Annotated in this window: 20 protein-coding genes; 1 reads left to right on the top strand and 19 read right to left on the bottom strand. The window is 62.3% G+C overall.

Annotated elements, in window-relative coordinates; translation table 11 throughout:
• Positions 1–21: 21 nt before the first annotated feature.
• The 19 genes from sctU to GYH35_RS00850 all read right to left on the bottom strand — a co-directional run bounded on the left by sctU (position 22) and on the right by GYH35_RS00850 (position 15561).
• A complete protein-coding gene (gene sctU / locus GYH35_RS00940) occupies positions 22–1086 on the bottom strand; it encodes a type III secretion system export apparatus subunit SctU (RefSeq protein ID WP_161827431.1) in 1065 nt (354 codons plus the stop codon).
• Entirely contained in the window at positions 1083–1877 is a 795-nt protein-coding gene (gene sctT / locus GYH35_RS00935; RefSeq protein ID WP_161827430.1) for a type III secretion system export apparatus subunit SctT, read from the bottom strand. Before sctT ends, sctU begins: the two co-directional genes overlap by 4 nt.
• A gap of 2 nt (positions 1878–1879) precedes the next feature.
• The gene (sctS, locus tag GYH35_RS00930) at positions 1880–2146 is read right to left on the bottom strand and encodes a type III secretion system export apparatus subunit SctS (RefSeq protein WP_161827429.1); all 267 of its coding nucleotides are present in this window, start codon (positions 2144–2146) and stop codon (positions 1880–1882) included.
• A gap of 17 nt (positions 2147–2163) precedes the next feature.
• Positions 2164–2817 carry a type III secretion system export apparatus subunit SctR gene (gene sctR / locus GYH35_RS00925; RefSeq protein ID WP_161827428.1) on the bottom strand — a complete coding sequence of 218 codons (654 nt, stop codon included), beginning with the start codon at positions 2815–2817 and terminating at the stop codon, positions 2164–2166.
• 6 nt (positions 2818–2823) lie between these two features.
• Positions 2824–3930: a type III secretion system cytoplasmic ring protein SctQ gene (gene sctQ / locus GYH35_RS00920; protein ID WP_161827427.1), complete on the bottom strand. Its 1107-nt coding sequence runs from the start codon at positions 3928–3930 to the stop codon at positions 2824–2826.
• Positions 3914–4510 (bottom strand): hypothetical protein, encoded by a 597-nt coding sequence (locus GYH35_RS00915; RefSeq protein WP_161814032.1) that lies wholly within the window; start codon positions 4508–4510, stop codon positions 3914–3916. The genes sctQ and GYH35_RS00915 overlap by 17 nt, the downstream gene beginning before the upstream one ends.
• Entirely contained in the window at positions 4507–5031 is a 525-nt protein-coding gene (locus tag GYH35_RS00910) for a hypothetical protein (protein ID WP_161827426.1), read from the bottom strand. The genes GYH35_RS00915 and GYH35_RS00910 overlap by 4 nt, the downstream gene beginning before the upstream one ends.
• Positions 5031–6380: a FliI/YscN family ATPase gene (locus GYH35_RS00905; protein ID WP_235936675.1), complete on the bottom strand. Its 1350-nt coding sequence runs from the start codon at positions 6378–6380 to the stop codon at positions 5031–5033. Before GYH35_RS00905 ends, GYH35_RS00910 begins: the two co-directional genes overlap by 1 nt.
• On the bottom strand, positions 6367–7014 hold the full coding sequence (gene sctL / locus GYH35_RS00900) for a type III secretion system stator protein SctL (protein WP_161814035.1): 648 nt from the start codon (positions 7012–7014) through the stop codon (positions 6367–6369). Before sctL ends, GYH35_RS00905 begins: the two co-directional genes overlap by 14 nt.
• Positions 7011–7718 (bottom strand): SctK family type III secretion system sorting platform protein, encoded by a 708-nt coding sequence (locus GYH35_RS00895; protein WP_161827425.1) that lies wholly within the window; start codon positions 7716–7718, stop codon positions 7011–7013. The genes sctL and GYH35_RS00895 overlap by 4 nt, the downstream gene beginning before the upstream one ends.
• Positions 7708–8550: a type III secretion system inner membrane ring lipoprotein SctJ gene (gene sctJ / locus GYH35_RS00890; RefSeq protein ID WP_161814037.1), complete on the bottom strand. Its 843-nt coding sequence runs from the start codon at positions 8548–8550 to the stop codon at positions 7708–7710. The genes GYH35_RS00895 and sctJ overlap by 11 nt, the downstream gene beginning before the upstream one ends.
• Positions 8547–8933, bottom strand: a complete 387-nt coding sequence (locus GYH35_RS00885; RefSeq protein ID WP_161814038.1) for a hypothetical protein — start codon at positions 8931–8933, stop codon at positions 8547–8549. Before GYH35_RS00885 ends, sctJ begins: the two co-directional genes overlap by 4 nt.
• Positions 8934–8949: 16 nt before the next feature.
• A complete protein-coding gene (locus GYH35_RS00880; protein WP_161827424.1) occupies positions 8950–9447 on the bottom strand; it encodes a tetratricopeptide repeat protein in 498 nt (165 codons plus the stop codon).
• A 27-nt stretch (positions 9448–9474) separates the two neighbouring features.
• Positions 9475–9693, bottom strand: a complete 219-nt coding sequence (locus GYH35_RS00875) for a hypothetical protein (protein ID WP_161814040.1) — start codon at positions 9691–9693, stop codon at positions 9475–9477.
• Positions 9694–9741: 48 nt separating this feature from the next.
• Positions 9742–9990: a hypothetical protein gene (locus tag GYH35_RS00870; protein WP_161827423.1), complete on the bottom strand. Its 249-nt coding sequence runs from the start codon at positions 9988–9990 to the stop codon at positions 9742–9744.
• Positions 9987–11102 carry an FHA domain-containing protein gene (locus tag GYH35_RS00865; RefSeq protein WP_161827422.1) on the bottom strand — a complete coding sequence of 372 codons (1116 nt, stop codon included), beginning with the start codon at positions 11100–11102 and terminating at the stop codon, positions 9987–9989. Before GYH35_RS00865 ends, GYH35_RS00870 begins: the two co-directional genes overlap by 4 nt.
• Complete coding sequence (locus GYH35_RS00860; RefSeq protein WP_161827421.1) at positions 11099–12016, bottom strand: hypothetical protein; 918 nt, start codon at positions 12014–12016, stop codon at positions 11099–11101. The genes GYH35_RS00865 and GYH35_RS00860 overlap by 4 nt, the downstream gene beginning before the upstream one ends.
• A gap of 95 nt (positions 12017–12111) precedes the next feature.
• Positions 12112–14943 carry a tetratricopeptide repeat protein gene (locus tag GYH35_RS00855; protein ID WP_161827420.1) on the bottom strand — a complete coding sequence of 944 codons (2832 nt, stop codon included), beginning with the start codon at positions 14941–14943 and terminating at the stop codon, positions 12112–12114.
• 18 nt (positions 14944–14961) lie between these two features.
• The gene (locus GYH35_RS00850) at positions 14962–15561 is read right to left on the bottom strand and encodes an ECF-type sigma factor (RefSeq protein ID WP_161827419.1); all 600 of its coding nucleotides are present in this window, start codon (positions 15559–15561) and stop codon (positions 14962–14964) included.
• A 245-nt stretch (positions 15562–15806) separates the two neighbouring features.
• On the opposite strand from GYH35_RS00850, the gene GYH35_RS00845 reads away from it, so the two are divergent.
• Positions 15807–18437 carry a LysM peptidoglycan-binding domain-containing protein gene (locus GYH35_RS00845; RefSeq protein WP_161814046.1) on the top strand — a complete coding sequence of 877 codons (2631 nt, stop codon included), beginning with the start codon at positions 15807–15809 and terminating at the stop codon, positions 18435–18437.
• Positions 18438–18449: the final 12 nt, after the last annotated feature.

Here is an 18449-nt window from a genome sequence, read left to right as displayed (position 1 = left end):
CTCCCTATCGATTTGCCAGGCTCAAGGTTCGCGAGCCAGCGAACTGGCCCATCGCAGCACCTCGGCGACGGGTTCTATCAACTCATCTGGAATGTACTGATCGATGGCTGCGGTCGCTTGCAGACGACGCGCCAGGTCGACATTGCGCATCACTGGAATGCCTTCTTCCTCCGCGATCCGGCGAATCTCGCGGGCCAGCTCGCCTTCACCTTTCGCGACGACGATGGGCAAGGCGGTTTCGCCGGCCTCGTAGTACAGGGCAACGGCGATGTGAGTCGGATTGACGACGATGACATTGGCCCGACGCAGGTTCTGCAGCATGGTCGCGTTCGAAACCTCCTGATGCAGTTGCCGGCGGCGGGAGCGAATCTGCGGATCGCCTTCCATCTCCCGGTGTTCGCGCCTCACTTCCTCGATGGTCATCATGTTGCGGCGGTGATGGTCCCAGCGCTGAAACCAGACATCGAAGATCATGATCAACAAGAAGCCACCGAGTGCCGCCCAGGAGAGGGTCCCCAGCACGTGCATGCTGAGCGGCAACAACTGCGCGGTGCCGAGCCAATGCGACTGCAACAGCGTCGAGATCAACTGACGGCCCAGCAGCCAGATCACCGCGATGAGCAGCAGCGTCTTGACCGAGAGCTTCAGGAGCTCGACCAGGCTCTGCCTAGAAAAGATGCGCTTCATTCCCGCGATCGGACTGACACGCGACAACTGTGGCTTGATGGCCTCGAGCGAGAATACGCCACCGACCTGAAGGAAGCTCGCGAGCGCACTGGCCAGGATGAGCGCGAGGACGAACGGCCAGATGAGATTCGCTGCCTCCATCAGCAAGCCTCGAGTCCAGGCGGCAACGCTCCTCGCCGAATCGAGGGTGCGAAAATCGGCGGTGACCGCTTTCTCCAGCAGCGCGGTCAAACCCGTCACGAATTGGGCGCCCGTGAGCGAGAAGTAGATGACGGCCACCAGCACCACGGCCGTCGCGGGAACATCGGCGCTCTTGGGAACATCGCCCTTCCGGCGCAGGTCACGCAACCGTTTGGTCGTCGGTCGCTCGGTCTTTGCCTGCGTAGACGGCTGGCTCATGGAGTCGCGCGCTGCAGAGGTGCGAGGACGGTGTCGAAACGCATCATAGGCAGCCACTCGCCGTTCGCGGCGACGATGGCTCCATAGGCAAGCAGCAGGAAGGCGAGTGACAGCACCTTCAGCGGCAGCGCCACGAAGAACACGTTGAGCTGAGGGGCGAAGCGTGACAGGTAACCGACTGCAACTTCGAGCAGCAGCATGATGATGACGAAGGGCGCAGCAACCTTGACGGCGACGATCACCAGATTGAGCACCGTCGTGATCAGCAGTTGCACGATCGCAAGGTTGGAGGCAAGCGGTTGCAGACGCCCGAGCGGCCAGACGCGATAGCTGTCGAACAGCATGCCGATCAGCGACAGCAGCCCACCGGCGATCAGGAACAGCGCGGTGAACATTCGCTGGAATAGCGTGCCGACCAGCGAGTCCTCCTGACCCGACATGGGATCGATGGTGGTCGCGAAGGATAGTCCGGCTTGATACTCGATGATGGCGCCGGCCACGTACAACGCCCAGAAGCCGACGCTGGCGATCAGGCCTAGCACGAGCCCGATCAACGCCTCTTTACCGACGTAGAGCAACAAGCTCGTGAGCGGTAGCGAAGAGACCGTGGGGTCCTGTAACGCGACCGGCAGCAGCGCCATCGACAATCCGGCCACAAAGGCGATCCGGATGAAGGCGGGGATGCTGTTACCCAGGAAAATCGGGATGACGCTGAAGGCGATAGCCATGCGCGTCATCAGCAGCGCCACCACCGTCAGAATCTGTTGCCACTGACTTTCCAGATCGATCATGGTCAGCGGACGTTCGCGATGGCATCGAACATGCGGTTGGCGAAGTTGAGCAGCTCACCGCCGAGCCAGGCGGACGTGAGCGCGATGGCGACGGTGGCGCAAATCAGCTTGATGCCGAACGATATCGTCTGGTCCTGGATCTGCGTGACTGCCTGCGCGAAGGCAACCAGCAAACCGACCACGCCGGCGACCAGCACCGCTGGCAGCGACAGCCACAGCACCAGCAGCAGGGCTTGCTGGACGTAAGTCGAAAGTTGTTCGATCGCCATGATGCTTAGCGATGCGCTCAGCGGTACGTCAGGATCAGGCCGTGAATCAGCTTCGACCAACCGTCGAGCAGCACGAATAACAGCAGCTTCAATGGCACCGACACGACTGTCGGCGAGAACATCATCATGCCGAGCGCGACCAGCACATTCGCCACGACCAGATCGATCACCACGAATGCCAGGTACAACAGAAATCCGATGGTAAAGGCGGCCGTCAACTCACTCACTGTGAAGGCTGGAACCAGCACCATCAGATCGTCCGAGCGCAACGTCCGGGCCTGTTCCGCGGGCCACAGTTGCTGCGCCGACTTTACGAAGAACTCTCGCTCGCGCGGCTGCGCGTGCTTGGCGAGGAACGCACGCAGCGGCTCTCGTGCATCCGAGACAATTCGAAAGAAGCTGCCTGCCTCCATGCGGCCGCTCGACAGACCGCTTTCGGCTCGTTCCGCGAGCTGTGCCGCAAGCGGCGCCATGATGTAGATCGACAGCACGAGTGCCAGGCCGTTGAGTACGAGGTTCGGCGGAATTTGCGGCAGTCCAAGCGCATTACGCACCAGCGCGAGCACGATCACGATCTTCGCGAAGGACGTGACCATGACCGCGATCAGCGGCGCGAGCGACAGCAACGCCAGCGTGAGCAGGACGACTACGGGATCGGGAGTGCCAGTCATATTGGCTCAGGTCGCGGCATGACTCGGTGCGGACTCTTCCAGGTACACGCGTGTGATTCGAACGCCGATTCGCTTGCCGATCGCCACGAGTACTCCCTGCGCCACCAGGCTGTCGCCGACGCGCAGTTGGATCGTCGCGTCGCTCACGTCTTGCGGTAGCTGCAGCAGCGTGCCCGGCTGCAGGCGCTCGATCTGAATGAGCGGTAGCGCGAGCTCGCCGAGATCGAAGGTCACTGGTACTTCGAAATCTCGGGATGTCGGCGTGCGCCCGGTATCGATGGCGACGGGTCCAGGCGCTGCAAGAGAGTCCGTCGCGGGTGGTTGCTGGTGCATGGCGAGCCCGTGGATCTGTTTGATATGAAGTTGCCGATGACGAGCCGTGGCGAGCGCAACGCTGTGTCTGGCGATCCGACAATCGACGTCCACGCCCACGCGAGTCAGTCGTGCCGATTGCACCCACACGACGTCGCCGGACGAGAGGTGGCGCAGCGCTGTCGTTTTCAGATGGCTTTGTCCGAGAGCAATTCGGATTGGAATGGGCAGCGATTGCGTGTCTGACTGGCGGCGTGTCGGCTGGGTAGGCAACTGTAGATCGAACCACGCGAGCCCCGCCGCCGAGCGGGCAAGTATCACGCCGCGACTGATACAGCCGCGCTCGCCCCGTTCCAGACGAAAGCCGAGCTTCACCGGCCACTCACGCTCGCTCGGTGCGGCTGCCCACTGTACGCTCGCAACTTGCATGGATTCGGCGACGGCGCGTGGTGCGGTAGAAAGCAGCGATGCAACCGCGCGCTGTACAACGAGAGTGCGCAGCGATGGAGGTAGCAACAGGAACGGCTCGCCGATCAACAGCGGATCGATGGCGGCGAGACTGTCCAATCCGATGAGCAGGTCATGAGCGCCGCAGGCGAGTGAGATCGATATGGCATGCTCGCGCAGTTGGACATCCACCCACGCGAAGCGGACCTCGTGCCCCTGAATGCGCAGCAGGCATGGACCGCGACGCTGCAATATTCCCTGCACCACGGGTAATACCGCCGGATCGACCGTCTCGAGCGTCAAGGCCGCCACCTCGGCTTCAGGTATGGCGAGCAGCTCAGACTGTGCCGCCATTGCCATGAACCTCGACGATTTCGATGCGGGTGGTCAGGCCCGTGCTGGCGGCGAGACGCTCCTCCAGCTCGGCCCGGTGTGTCCACATGGTGCGATACGCGGCGTCATTGCGAGTATGCAGCCGAACGTGCAGGAATGCGCCGTCGCGAATGAACTCCGCGGACGCGCCGCCTGCTATCGCGTGATCGAGCGACACGACGAAACGACACTCATCAGCTCGCGTTGCGCGTCCGAGCATCACGCTGGTCGCCTGTTCGATCAGGCGTGCGGTATCGGGGGCCTGCGTCGGGATGGCTTGATGTGCCGCGGCGGGCTCGGCAAATACAAACGAGGAGGGCTGCGATCCGCTGCTTGCGCTGACTGTCGGCATCGCGGCGGGCAGGTCACGATCCTCGAAATCGCGCGGACTTCTGCAATGAAGATTCACAGGCGCGGGCTCGGCGTCGGTGGTGTTCGGCTTGCTGCTTTCCCATGTTTGTTGAAAGCGGGCGATCGCATCTTCTCGCGGATGGCGACGCTCGGCGGAGTGTGTGAGGGCGTCGTTGGCGGGCTTGGCCGAATTGACCGGGGGCGCGCTCATATGGTGTCGCTCGCGGGCACGGAGGACCAGGCGGCGCGAACTTGTTGGGCTGCGATTGTCGCGCTCTCCGCTGCATCCCGTTGACGGCGAAGATCCCGGGTACTGAGGAGCGAACGCCGGCTCTGGCTAATTCTTTCATCGAGCGCGGCAAGTCTCGCCTCGGCCTTGCGCACGACGCGCCGCGCAGCGTCGACCGCATCGCCCGCGGCTCGCTGACGCACCTGGATCTCGGCCAATTGTTCCTGCAGGTCGCGTTCCCAAGCAGTGAGTGCGATGTGATAGCGATTGTATTCTTCACCTCGACTCAGCACGCCGTGAGTGCGCAACCACGATTGCCATTCATTTTCCCACGACTCGCGCTGTCGATGCGCTTGCTCGAGTTCGGATTGGCATGCAGCCGCCTCAGCCTCGACTTCCCGGAGCGCGGTTATCTTGGTCCGCAGATCGCTCTCGAGCGCGACGAGGCGGGCCACTCGTACGCGATGCAACTGGGCCAGCTTCAGAATATCGTTCGCGCGCATCACGACTCCGCGGCGCGCCTCAACAGCGCGATGGTTTCAGACAGGGACATGCGCTCCCCGACTTGTTGCCGCAGGAGCTTGGTGATGTTTGGCTTGCAGCGAATGGCCTTGTCGGCGAGGGCATCCGCTCCGGCCTGGTACTCGCCGATCTGCAGCAGAACCTGAATGTCCGCGTGCTTTGCCAGTAGTTCTCGCAACTCACCGGCCGCCTTGCGATGTTCCTTTGTTGTCACATGACTCATGACTCGGCTCCGGCTCGCGGCGACATCGATGGCGGGATAGTGATCCGCGGCTGCCAACTCGCGCGACAGCACGACGTGTCCGTCGAGCAGGGCGCGCAGTTCTTCTCCAATCGGATCGCCTTCTTCGTCGTCGACCAGGACCGTGTAAAACGCTGTAATCGCGCCGTTGGCACTTTGTCCTGCGCGTTCCACCAAAGTTGGCAGCGCTGAGAAAACTGAGGGCGGGTAACCGCGGCGAGTCGGCGGCTCGCCCGCAGCCAAGCCGATCTCTCGTAATGCTCGCGCGTAGCGCGTTACTGAATCGATGAGGAGCAGAACGGAGCGGTTCTGCTGCCGGAAGTACTCGGCGATCGCCGTCGCGACGTTCGCAGCCTCGACGCGCTCGCCAGCGGGACGGTCAGAGGTTGCCACGACGACGACCGTGTTCGCCGCACGTCCTGGAGCAAGCACGATGTCGATGAATTCCCGCACTTCGCGGCCGCGTTCGCCGATCAGTCCGACGACTGTCACATCGGCGGCCGTCCCTTGCGCGATCATCCCCAGCAACGTGCTCTTGCCAGCACCGGCGGGCGCGAAGACGCCCATGCGCTGACCTTCGCCGCAAGTGAGCACAGCGTCGATGGCGCGGACGCCGGTCTGCAGGGAACGTTGGATTCGTTTGCGGTCGAGCGCGTTCGGCGGTCGGTTGTGGACCGGGAATTCTTGCGTGTCTTTCAAGGGACCCATGCCATCCATGGGCTGTCCGAATCCGTCGACGACTCGGCCCAGCAGCGAGTTGCCCACACGGATGCTCGGTGCGGTTCCGCAGTGGACGACCTCGGTTTGGACGCCAATGCCTTCGAGCTCGCCAAAGGGCATCAACAGCGTAGTGTGTCGCTGCACGCCAATGACTCTGGCATGCATGCGCCAGCTGCTGTCTTGCGATCGCAGCTCGCACAGATCGCCGATGCGAGCCTGCACGCCGGTTGCTTTGACGACAGTCCCCAGCGCTTCGAGCACTCGTCCGCGAGATTCCACAGGCGCGACATCGAGCAGCGCGTCGTCGAGCGCGTCGGCGAGATAGTTGGGGCGCTGTTGCTGGATGCGCACGACGTCAGTCCGGAGCACGCAAGTCGCTGGCGAGCCGTTTGCCGACGAAGGCGTTGAGAAGGCCCCGGCGCAGGGCTGCGAGTTGCGTGTCGATGCTGCCATCGATCACGCCGAATTCGGTTTCGAGCACACACGTCCCGCGCGTGGCGTTTGGATCCTTGGCGACGTCGATCCATTCGACTTGAGGAAATTCCTTCAGCAACGAGGCGACAGCGTCGTTCGCCGCGTCGAACTGTTCTGCGCTGACTCGCAAACGCATCGGAGTCGTGCTGTTGGATTGCCCGAGAACGCGCCGTATCAACGGTTCGAGCAGCGCTCGATCGTTGGTGTGCCCGAGGATCTGCTGCACGGCCTTGAGCACGGTCTGTACGATGCGACCTTCGAGAGAGACGAACGCATGTTCGAGCTGGGCCTTGGTTTCGGCGATTTGCGTGGACAGTTCGGCGCGCGCCTCCCGCAGTCCTGCTTCATAACCACGAGCACGTGCTTGTTCGATCTCCGCGTCGACAGTGGCGCGCATCTGTTCGGCGGCACGTCTGGCCAGCCGAAGTGTTTCGCGCGCTTCTACGAGCGTGGCGAACTCGTCAGCTTTGATGACCACGTCGCGTCCGGCCGCGAGCGAAGCCCGATCGATGGAGAGCAGCGCTGTCACGCGGCGACCTCCGCGACTGCGTCGTCATGCAGAAACAACCACGACCAGCTCGGCGCGATCAGGGAGAGAACTTTCAAGCACACGTCGCCGTTGAGCTGCCGGTGCTCGGGCTCGTTGGTTAGGCTGAAGCTGGCCGCTGGCCACTGAGATGGAAACTTCAACCGCAAACGGCCGTGCAGGGCGGGCATGTCGATGGGGAGGGCAGAATAGAGCGTCGCGACGCCACGGCGTGCCCACGCGTCGCTGTCGGACCAGATCGAGCGCCAGTCGGCGGACCAGGAAAGCGGCGAGGCTGCGATCGGCACTGGCTCGCGCCATTCGAGCACCAGCCGGTGAATATCGGGCCCAAGGCAACGTTGGATGAGGTTCGCGTCGTCGCGACTGACGAGCAGGCGCAGATGGTTGCGGACGAGCAAGCCGACCAGGGCGAGGCACAAGCGGTGCAGCGTCGTCGCATCCAGCAGTACCAGGCGCTTGAGTCGATCCGTGAACTCGAAGTCGAAGCGATCGTGAAGTCGCAGCTCACGCAGAATCGTTGTCGACAACGCGCGTACCCACAATGGTTGCGAGCTCGAGTCCGGATCTCCCGGGCCGATGCGCGCGGTCAATTCCTCACGCCAGCTGTCGTGCCAGTATTCACCTGGAAACAGATTGAAGCGAGTGATCGCGGCCCACAGCGCCTCGCTGTTCTTCTCAGGCCGCACGGCGATCCTCCCTGCCGGCCGGAGCCTCGTCTCGCGACGCACGGATCTTGCGAGCTCCAAGCAGCCGTGCGAAACCTGAGCCCACGGCGGAAGCATGCAGCAGCATCACCAGCGTCGCGGCAACCAGCAGCCAGGGAACCGCAAGCAGGATCCACAGCGCGGTCGTGCTCGACGAGGCAACGGTTGCACCGAAGAACTTCGTGAGCGGGATTTGCGTGCCTGCTGTCGCCGCGCCACGGGCCGGGAACAGGCTCACCGAGACGTTGTCTGGGCCGAGCCCTTCGATACTTCGTACCACCAGGTCCTTCACGGCTGGCACGAACAGTTGCATGTTCAAATCGGGGCGGTGTTTGACGAAGACCGAGGCGGAGGAGGGCTTTACAGTCGTATCGAGCGCATCCCGAGCCGGTACGACGATGTGCACGCGTGCGACGACGACGCCATCGATCTCGGACAGCGTATGCGACAGCTCTTGTTGCAAACCGTGGATGTAGCGCATGCGCTCTTCGGTTGGGGAAGAGATGAGGCCGTTGCGCTCGAACACCTCGCCGAGGCTCGAGTAGCGTTGCGCGGGCAGAGCGTCCGCGCGCAGCAGCTCGATCGCGGTCGCGACATCGGCTTCGCGAACGTAGACGCTGAATTGCTTATCGTCAGTGGGGCGCTTCTCCGCCTCGACGCCACCACGCAGCAGCGTGACCAGGACGTCGTTGGCTTCGCTTTCAGTGAGCTGCGAATAGACTGCCTCTTTGCAACCGGCCAGGGCGCAGATCGACAGCAGTAGCGCGAGCGTCCGAATGACGCCGCCGGCGCGACCAGAAAACGGGTTGCTCATGCACGCTGTGTCAGCGTCTGCACGCCGTTCTCGAAGACCGACGCGCACTTCGACGAGACTTCCACGTCCAGCGCGCAGTTGATCATTTGCATCTGAGTCACGATCAGATCCTTGGCGCTGACATCGTTGCGACTCGCCAGGCGGTTCACGGCGCTCTGGCCGGCTTCCCAGCGGTCCGACAGTCGTTGCAGGTGCACTTGCAATCGATTGTCGCCGACGCCGCCCAGCGTCAGCGCACCGGGCGTCGCACTGGCCGCGGCGTTGCCGTTCGGCGCGAACATGAGCTGCTCGAAGCGCGCCACCGACTGAGCCGAAGGCTGCATGTGATTGGGAGTGTTTTGCGGGGCAAACGCCAACTCGGGCAGGACGACGGTCGTGCTCACGTGGAAATCTCCGATATCACGGACTGACGTTGTAATGACGATGATAGGCAAACGAGCTCGACGGCTCCGCGGGCGCGTATTGGGACGCGCCGTGCTGCTCGCGAGCTTGCTCGATACAACAGGTGGCGATGCTGATCGCTCCGGCATCGGTGCCGTCCGCGATGATCTTCTCAAACAGCTCCAGCGCGCCCGGTTTGCCGGCGTGGACCAGCATCGTGCCCAGCACGGCCCGGGCGACTTCGCAATCCGGGTGCGTCTCGAGCAGCGCATTGATCTCGACGATCGCTTGTTCGATCGAGCCGCGACGGGCGTGCACCATCGCGAGCGCGATGCGCGGCGAAGCCTTGCCCGGGCGCAACTGTTCGAGGCACGTGAAGATCTGTTCGGCTCGATCGTGCATGCCAAATTCGGTGGCGAGAAAGCCTGTCTCAGCAAGGCGCTCGAGCAAGAGCGGATCCGGCGCTTTGATGCGCCGGGTGGGAACGCCGATGCTCGGAACACCTTGCTGCGACATGAATGCTCTCCTGAAAAAGAGCGAGGCTTAGCGCGAGATCGCGCGAGCCGGGGCCGACTTGGCTTCCGAGTCCGCCTTGATGATCGCCGACACCGCGGTCGAGACGATTTGATACTGGTTCATTTTCAAGCTCGCCTGTGTCAGCTCCGCGGCAGTGGAGTTGGGACCAAGGCCGTTCACCGCGCTCGAAGCTGCACTCTCGGCGCCACCGACTGTATTCGCCAATCCGTTCAGGGAAATTGTCATCGTCGTCTCCTGGTTACACTAGGCCCGTCAACTTGGGCAATCCAACTATCAACCTTCGCGCAGCGTGGCATGCACTGCGTTCAATACCTCGATCGAGAGGTCGGTACATTGCGCAAGCGCCTGCTGCGATCGGAACTCATCGGCCGGCAGAGGCTCGTGCAGACGCTGTCGAGCACTGTCGCGTGCCTGCTCGAAACTGCTGCGATATTCGCTGAGCACGCTGTCGTTCGCGTCGTCGCGCAAACGACGAGCGAGCTCGCCATAGGTGTCTGGATCGTTCGGTTTGACGACAGTCATGAGCGTTTGCCCAAGGCGGCGACAAAGAATTCGTAGTCGTTTCCGTCGCGGGCGAACACCACACGATCCAGCTCGATGCGCTTGATGTTGAAACCGTCGAATTCGTCGCCTTCGCGATAGCGCTTGCCCTGCTCGTTGACCAGATAACGCTGCTGGCGCCACATGAGAATGGCGAAGCGTTGTGTGATCTGAGTTGGCTGCAGCCTGGGGGTCGGGTTCGAGGCTGGCATTGGCGGCAGCCATTTGAGATCCAGAGTGCGCAGACCAGGCACGTCCTTGGCGAGCATGCGCAGGCGCGTTGCGTCCTGCTCCGAGGGCAGCATCTGGGTGCAGGCGAGCTGCCCGCCGCCCCGATATTGAGGCTCGCATGCAACTTGAGCGAGGGACGCCATTCGTGACATCGCGTCCAGCATCTCGGTGGCCGCGAATACTTCGACACGCGGCCGATACGGCGACGCCGCGGCATCGCCGGTCAACTTGATGCGGTGATCGTTGTGAGACACGTAGCCTGAGAGCAGCAGGTCGCGGCCATTGCGTTGATCGACGCCGATTTCCAATTCGCTGCCCTGGGGCGCGATCGTGGTCAGCCAACGTCGCGCCGCATCCACCTTGGAGGGCATATCCGCGAGCTCGGGGCCGGAGAGTGCCGCGTAGGTAATGCTCAGCGCGCTGGTCAGCCCCACCAGCAAGCTGGCGAACAAAACATAGGGGTTCACTTTGCGCAGCGAACGCAGCGTGTGGGGTTCATTGCCGCGCGTGGCCAGGCGTTGCCGAAGTCGTTGCCAATCTGTCGACACCGGTCCGACGCTGAAGGCGGCCTGGCCGCATTCGATGATCTGTCCGTCGCGCAAGGCCGCGATCTCACCCGTCGGCAGCGGCTTCCCGTCGATCGTGATCACCTCGTCCAACGCGCGGCAGCTCATGCCAAACTGATCCAGGCTGATCTGGCAATGCGCCTTGGCGACGCCGCGATCACACAGCACCACGCCGGCCGAGAGCTCGGAACCGATCACGAGTTTGCCCTCGGTGGGCAACTCCGCGGTCGCGCCGGAATGCAGCCCGCTCAGAACATGAACATGTCTGGCGACAGGGCTCGCGGTAGCGACGTTCATTGCTCGACAGCGCTCACATCAGTGGAGGTGCGGCAAACGTTAGCTGTGTTCTGAGACACCGCCAACGGATATCGCCGGTCTCGCGGCAAAACGTCCGGAGTACCGGATGTTTTCGGACTGCCACTGTTCAGTCCCGAGCAACCGCTCAGACCCGACGCATCGGCGATGATCTCGCGCGCGCTCTGAATCGGCGTCATTCGCAGCCGATCTGTCAGTAGCGTCAGCAAATCCTGGTGCCGGTGATTGAAACGAAAGCACATCTCGCCGAGATAGAGATGAAAGAAATCACACGGAATCTTGCGAAGTGCGCGCAGACGATCTTTCGCGAAATCCCAGAATTCCTCGATGGCCGTCGAGCCGACAGTCCGGCTGCGAGGAGTGTTGACGATCACATATCTGCCGCGGACCTGGAGGTTGGCGAGCGCCTGGTGATGATCGATCGTCCATACGCCGCCCACCGCCGTGCGTTCGCGCAGCAGAGGAATGCTTGCGTCGGCGGGAACGTACGGGCTTCCAACGACCACCGAGCCTTCATGCTCGGCGATGCCCAGGACGAGCACTCGCGTGGCGGTCGCCCAGCCTCGAAAACCGCTGCGCTGTAGCGAAGGAGCGGACCGGCAGTGCGCGAGAGCGAAGGCGGACCGGCTCACGCGTGATTCGATTGCACAGCAGGCCCGGATGAGACGATAGAAGCGCTCTTTGGTGTCGACGCATGCGTCCGATTCGTTGCGCTGGCTGTACACCGAGGCGCCTTGGACGAACGCGCTCAACAGCTGCATCTTGGCGGCCTCGGTGAGGCGCACGGATTCCCAAACTGAACGCCAGCTGTAACGGCGGCCGCAACCGTGGCATTTGTAGCGTCCGTCGCCCAACTTCCAGCTTTGCTCGCACGAGCAATGCGGACATGCAGACATGCCTGCTCCTTCGATATTCGTCAGTCGACGCCGCGCGACGCGCGGCTCTACTGCTAGATACGAAATCTAAGAGCCAAAAGGCTCTCGAGGAGGGTTCACAAAATCCGATCGCGCCAGCGGGCGGCTTCCGCTGGCTTGTTCCAGGCGGTGTAGAGCTCGACGAGCGCCTTGGCGGTGCGCTTGCGTAACCGCCCCTCGTAGGCGGGCAGGCGACTTGTTAGTAACTCGTCATAGGTGTGCATTAATATCTTCTCGGCACTCGCACCCATGCCGGTGCCCGCCAATGCCGCGCCCAACAGGACTTGAGCATTCAATGTCTTCCAATGGGTCGGCGCATTACGTTGTCGTTGCGCTGTCGTCTCGCGCAGCAGCTCGAGCGCAGCTGCGAATTCTCCGCGCGCGATGAGCACGGAAGCCAAGCAATCGTTGAGATCGAGCGTGTAGGAGTTGTTTGCGCCGAACGCTGCGACCGCGAGCGGCGCTTGCTTGCGCAGCAACTCTTCCGCCTCCGCCAGTCTGCCTTGCTGCTGATAGGTTTCGGCGAGATGCGTGGAGGTGATTATCGCGATGGGATTGTCGCTACCGTACGTTGCCGTCGCGCGTTTAATGACACTCTCGTGCAACGACGCGGATTGATCCAGCTTGCGGCGATCCCGATAGATCTGGCCCAGAAAAGATTCGGCTCGCAGCGTGTTCGTGTGAGTCGGGCCGTTGACTTTACGCGCGCGCTCGACGGTGTCGGTCTGCAGGCGCTCCGCGCTTTCGAAGTCGCCGAGATCGCGATAGTTCGCGGCGAGGCTGTGCTGCAGGATGAGCGTTTCCGGATGATTCTCTCCCGCGGCCCGACGCGACTTTTGGAGCGCTTCGAGGTTGAGGGCGCGCGCTTCGTCGAACAGGCCCAGATCCGACCTGGCGTTCGCCAGATTGTTCATCGAGGTGAGTGTGCCGGGATGCTCTGGCCCGAACGCCTTGCGGCAGATTGCGAGCTCGCGCGTGTGCAACTCCGCCGCTTCCGCATACCTGCCCAGATTGCGATACGCGATCGCCAGATTGTTCATCGTCGACAGCGTCGCTTCATGCGCGTCGCCCAGTGCGCGCTGTTGCAGAGGCAGGAGGCGAGCAAGCAGTTCCGCCATGTCTTCGAACTTGCCGCGCTCATACAGCAGCAAGCCAAGATTGCCCGTGTGCGCCAAGGTCTCGGAATGCTCGGGGCCGAGCACGCGTGTCATGCGCTCCAAAGTCTGCTTCGCCAGCGGCTCGGCCTCCTCGAAGCTGGCCTCGGCGATCATGATGCTGACGAGAAAAGCCTGCGACTTGAGTGTGTCCGGATGATCCTCGCCGAGATGCTTGCGCCGTAGCTCCAAAGCCCGCTCGTGATGTTGCCGGGCTTGGCCGTAATCGCCCAAGGCGTCGTATGTTGTCGCGAGCGTCTGCTGCACATTGGCTTCGAGCAACGGCTCGCTGGTGAAGCGTTCGCGTGCCTTGGCGGCGGCACGGTCCAGCACGGTGCGCAGCTTCACATCGGGGTCCGGCTGTTCGTCCGGTCCCGCCTGGGCGAGCAAGTCGTCACGCAGAAAGTTGATGACTTGCTCTCTCGATGCGGCCTCGGTCTGCGCTCGCTGTTCGGCTTGGGTTGCGCGTACGGCCAGCCACGCACTCACTACCATGGAGAGCAGCAGCATGAGGATGAACGCAGAAAATACCGCGACCAGGCTTCGATGCCGGCGCGCGAACTTCGCCATCGCGTAGCTGGCGGTCTGTGGCCGTGCGAGCACTGGCTCGTGCCGCAAGTGACGTTCCAGATCCTGTGCCAGCTCGGTGGCGCTGGCGTAGCGTCGGCCCGGTTCCTTTTCCAGACAGCGTAGTACGATCCAATCCAGCTCACCTTGCAGATGTTTGCTCAGCTGCGCGATCGGGCAACGAAATCGCGCCTCGGTCCGAGTCGCTTCTTCGGGCGTGAGCGAACGCAATTTTTGCGACGGCCGCTGCGGCTCGTCACCTCGAATGCGCTGCTTGATGTCGGCGATCTGCGAATCCGAGCCGACCGTGCCTTGAAAGGGCAGGTGGCCTGTCAAAAGCTCATATAAGAGCACGCCCAGACCATAGATATCGCTCTGCGCGTCCACCGCACCGGTGGCCGAATAAGTCTGCTCGGGACTCATGTAGGCGGGCGTGCCCACGAACTGGTTGAACGCCGTGAACCCGGTGTGATCGTCCAGGCGGCCTTGCGTCGCCTTGGCTACGCCGAAGTCGATTACCTTGGCGAGCGGCGCGCCCGCATGCAACGTGACCAGGATGTTCGAAGGCTTGATGTCGCGATGAATGACCCCTTTCGAATGGGCGTGCTGAATCGCGTGACACACTTGAATGAACAGCCGGATCCGTTCCGGGATCGTGAGCTGACATTGCGTGCAGTAGTCGGTGATCTTGATCCCCCGCACCAGCTCCATCACGAAGTAGGGGCGACCGGCCGGTGTCGAGCCGGCATCGAACACCTTGGCGATGCCTGGGTGATCCATGATGGCGAGCACTTGCCGCTCCGCCTGGAAGCGGGCGATCACGGCTCGCGTGTCCATGCCGAGCTTGATGACTTTCAGCGCGACCTGTCGTTGCAGGGGCTCGGACTGCTCGGCCAGATAAACGACGCCACAGCCGCCCTCGCCGATTTGTTCCAGCAGCGTATAAGAGCCAATGCGTTCGCCATCCACCTGATCGTCGAGCCAGTCCGCGGACGCGCGCGCCTCGAAGGGGAGGAGGGGTAAGATGAGCTCCGCCGCGGGCTGCACACTGGCAAGCAGTGCTTCGATACGCGCCCGCAACTCTTTATCGCTCCCGCAGGCCCGATCGAGAAAATGAACGCGCTCGGCTTCGGGCAGCGCCATTGATGAAGAGAACAGCGCTTCTTCCTGCTGCAGCCTCTGGTTCATGTTAGATGGGCCGCGGGGTCAGGAACTGCGCAGCTCGCTATAGATCCACGTTCTCGCGAACGTCCACCAACGATTCGCCGTCGCGCGCGAGACATTTAGAGCCAGCGCTGCTTCCTTGACCTCCAGGCCGACGAAGTACCGAAGCTTCACCAGTTCGGCGACTTGCGGATGTTCGCCTTCCAGTTTGTCGATGGCCGTGCTGACGGCAAGCAACTGGTCATCCTCTTCCGAGGTTGCGGCAAGATCGACTTCATCCACATTGACGTGATGATTTCCGCCGCCGTGTCGTAATGCCCGACGCCGGCGAGCGCGGTCGATCAATATATGCCGCATGGCTTCGGCGGCCGCCGCGATAAAATGGGCACGACTTTCCCAGTCGGCGGATTCTGAGCGGGTCAGGCGCAGCCAGGCTTCATGTACGAGGGCCGTGGGTTGTAACGTCGCATCGTGCGCACGCCTGGCTATTTGGGTCGCCGCAAGTCGCCGCAGCTCGTCATACACCGCGGGCAATAAAGCCTCGATCGACGGTTCAAGCTCATGACGGCGATGGCTTTCCAGCACTCGAGTTCCCTTAACTTGCGAATATCCGTCGCGTTTTTTGGACGCTGCTGCCGGCATCGAGCCGCCAACCTCCCTATCGCACACCGATTGTTGTACGTGATGTTGAGCCTGTACAGCGGTGCATACGACGCCGATTGGCGACGGAGTCCCTTGTAAAGGTTGCCGACGACCGCCAGTCCGCAATCGTCGGGGGCTAGGCGTTCTTTTGCGGGCGATTCGTGGCGATGGCGTACATGTTAGGTAATGTCGAGACCTGTCAAATATCGATGTGATCAAGTCGCTCGTTCAACAGGTGCATACCCATGGCATTTATCGATGCGTTCACTTCCGTAGCGCGCACCTTTCAGGCTCTGGTCGACACTGTAAAGCCGACGGTGACACATACCATCAAGCGCGGTGAAACCGTCGCACTGATATCGGACCAGTACCGCGGCGAGACGCCGCGTCCGGTATTCGAACAACGTATCAAAGACGCCAATCCGCAGATCCTCAACTGGGAGACGCTGTATCCGGACGAGACGTTGCAGATCCCCGTGGATGAGTCCGAGACAGTCGAGGTATTCAACATGGCAGCGCCTGCGGACGGACGTACGCTGTCGCCAAAGGAACGAGTCGACGCGGCGGTTCTGAAGTATCAGCAGTCGCCGACGCCAGAGGCGCGGGCGGAATTGAAAGCTGCCATCGAGGCGGAGATGCAGGACCGATACGCCGCGGAATACCGCGCGAGACCGACGGGTGCTGTGTATGACACCGAAGGGATCGAGCACTACGGCATCAGCATCGCGGCACGCTATGGCAACGATCCGCAGACGGTGTCCGTGGTGAAGGAAATTGTTGGCGAGCTGAAAGTCGATCACGAAGTCACATTCGCGCTCGATGTCGCGCGAGGCGGCGGCGACGCCAAAGCCGTGATGAACATACTCAAGAGCCAGTGGGAGTCGATGTCGCCGGAGGCGCGTGCACGACTGGCCACGAGCCCAGAGCTTGCAAGCTTGATGCGCGATCGGGTTGAGCCGTGGGTCGCTGAGCCATTCGCGAACTTCAAGGACAACGGCGACCCCAGGGCCTGGGTCACACCGGCGAACGACGCATCCGGACGATTGGCTCAGCTGACCGCCGGCCTGCCGCCAGAGCTGGCCTACGCCGTCGTGACGCAGAACCTCGACACGATCATGAAGATCGCCGAGGTCAAACCGATGTACGCGGGCGAAAAGTTCGGCGGCACTTCGTACACGAACATGGCGCGTGTCGTGGGTTCGTTGGGCGACAGTCCCGAAGCGAAGCAACTCACCAGCGACATCGCGAGCACCTATCTGGCTCATGCGGGCGACTGGCGCGGACAGTGGGTTCCGCTGAGTGAAAACATTTCCAATTCCATCCGCGACGGGGCCAGTCCCGCACTGGGGCTGGAATTGGCGCGGCAGCTGGAAGCGAAGGGACGCACTGAAGAAGCTGGCGTCATCGTGCGCGGCGTCCTTCAAGGCGCGCAGGCTGTGGAGCAACGGGCCAAGGCCGACCTGGCCGAATATCAGAGCATGCTCACCGAGCTCGGCCGGGTGCTGAAGTACGCCGAAGGCTTGCCGCCGGAGGCGCTCGCCAAGGCGGTTGAGGAGTATGTCAACGGCAAAGATCCGCAGTGGCAGACGAAATTTCGTGAGTTGGAACAGCGCCTGGTCGACAGCGGCAACCAGCTCAAGCAGGCGCTCGTCGGCCTCAACGACCTGCCCGCCGACGTGAAGGCGACGTATCCCGAGCTGGAATCGCAGCTGAAGGATCTCGCCAACAAGGATTCGGTCTTGCAGGCGATCGGTCTCGCCGCTTCCCGCGATCGCAGTTTTCTGGTTGGCCCCGAGGCCGACTCGATGTTGAGCCTGTTCGATGTCAACAAGGTGTCGAAGGAAGGCGCGGAACTGCTCAAGCGCCTGGCCACGGACGCGATCCAACAAAACGCATTGGCGGTGTTCGCCGGCCTCGACCGAACCGATCCTGCCAGTGTCGCCAACGCCAAAACTCAGTTGGAACAACTGGGCAAGCGTTACGCCAATATGCTGGGCAAGGACGCCTCGCAGTATCAGCAGGCGATCTCGGCGCTCGAGAAACTGGTGGACGTGCCAGGGGACAATGCGCTCCTGCTGCAAACACGCCTGAAGCAGTTCGACAGCGCGTTGCGTGGCATCGAAGGCTTCAACCCGGATCAACCGGCTGGTATCACCTTCAGATCGATCGGTGTGGCAGCGGCGGGTCTGATCTTCGCCAAATCCACCAGCGAGCTGATCAGTGATCCGACCTGGGCCAATACGATCGCCGCATTCGGCGACGCCGCGGGTCTGCACAAGGACATCCGCGATCTGATGCATCGGCCCGGCAGCGTGCCGGTCGGTGCGGACACGCCGTTCACCGACACTCAGCGGGGGATCCGCGGCGAGGTGCGTTTCGAAAACTGGAATCGCGCGCTCGGCCTGATTTCAGCAACGGGCGATGTCGCCAAAATGGTCGATGCGTTGTTGTCCGATCGTCCGTACAAGGAAGTCGAGGCCGGCCTCCATGCGATCGGCGGCGTAGGAACGGTCGTGATGACCTTGTCCTCCGGTCCGGCCGGCGCGCTGACCGGTGCGGTAATGGTGGGCATCTCGGTGTTCGGCAACAGCGCCTTGGCCGGCCAGCGGGACGAGAACGCCAAGATCGAAGCGTCCTATCAGTTTCTGATCGATGCCGGCTTCACTCCCGAGGCCGCCAGGATCATCGGCGACCTGGGTCAAGACAAATATTACCAATCCATCCCGGTCGTGCCTCTGCTCATGGAGGAGGGCCGCCGTGGGGCCAAGACTTTGAGCCCCGATGGACGCCCCCTGACCCCCGCGGAGACGATGCAGGCGGTGAACAACATGCCGCCGGATAAACTGCAGGTCTACGTCAATAATTTGCGACTGTAGACGCTGCGCACG

It is taken from the genome of Steroidobacter agaridevorans (genome assembly GCF_009932555.1).
In the GTDB taxonomy this organism is placed as follows: domain Bacteria; phylum Pseudomonadota; class Gammaproteobacteria; order Steroidobacterales; family Steroidobacteraceae; genus Steroidobacter; species Steroidobacter agaridevorans.
The sequence above is the reverse complement of the archived record's forward strand: the minus strand, read 5'-3'. Positions and strand labels throughout refer to the sequence as shown.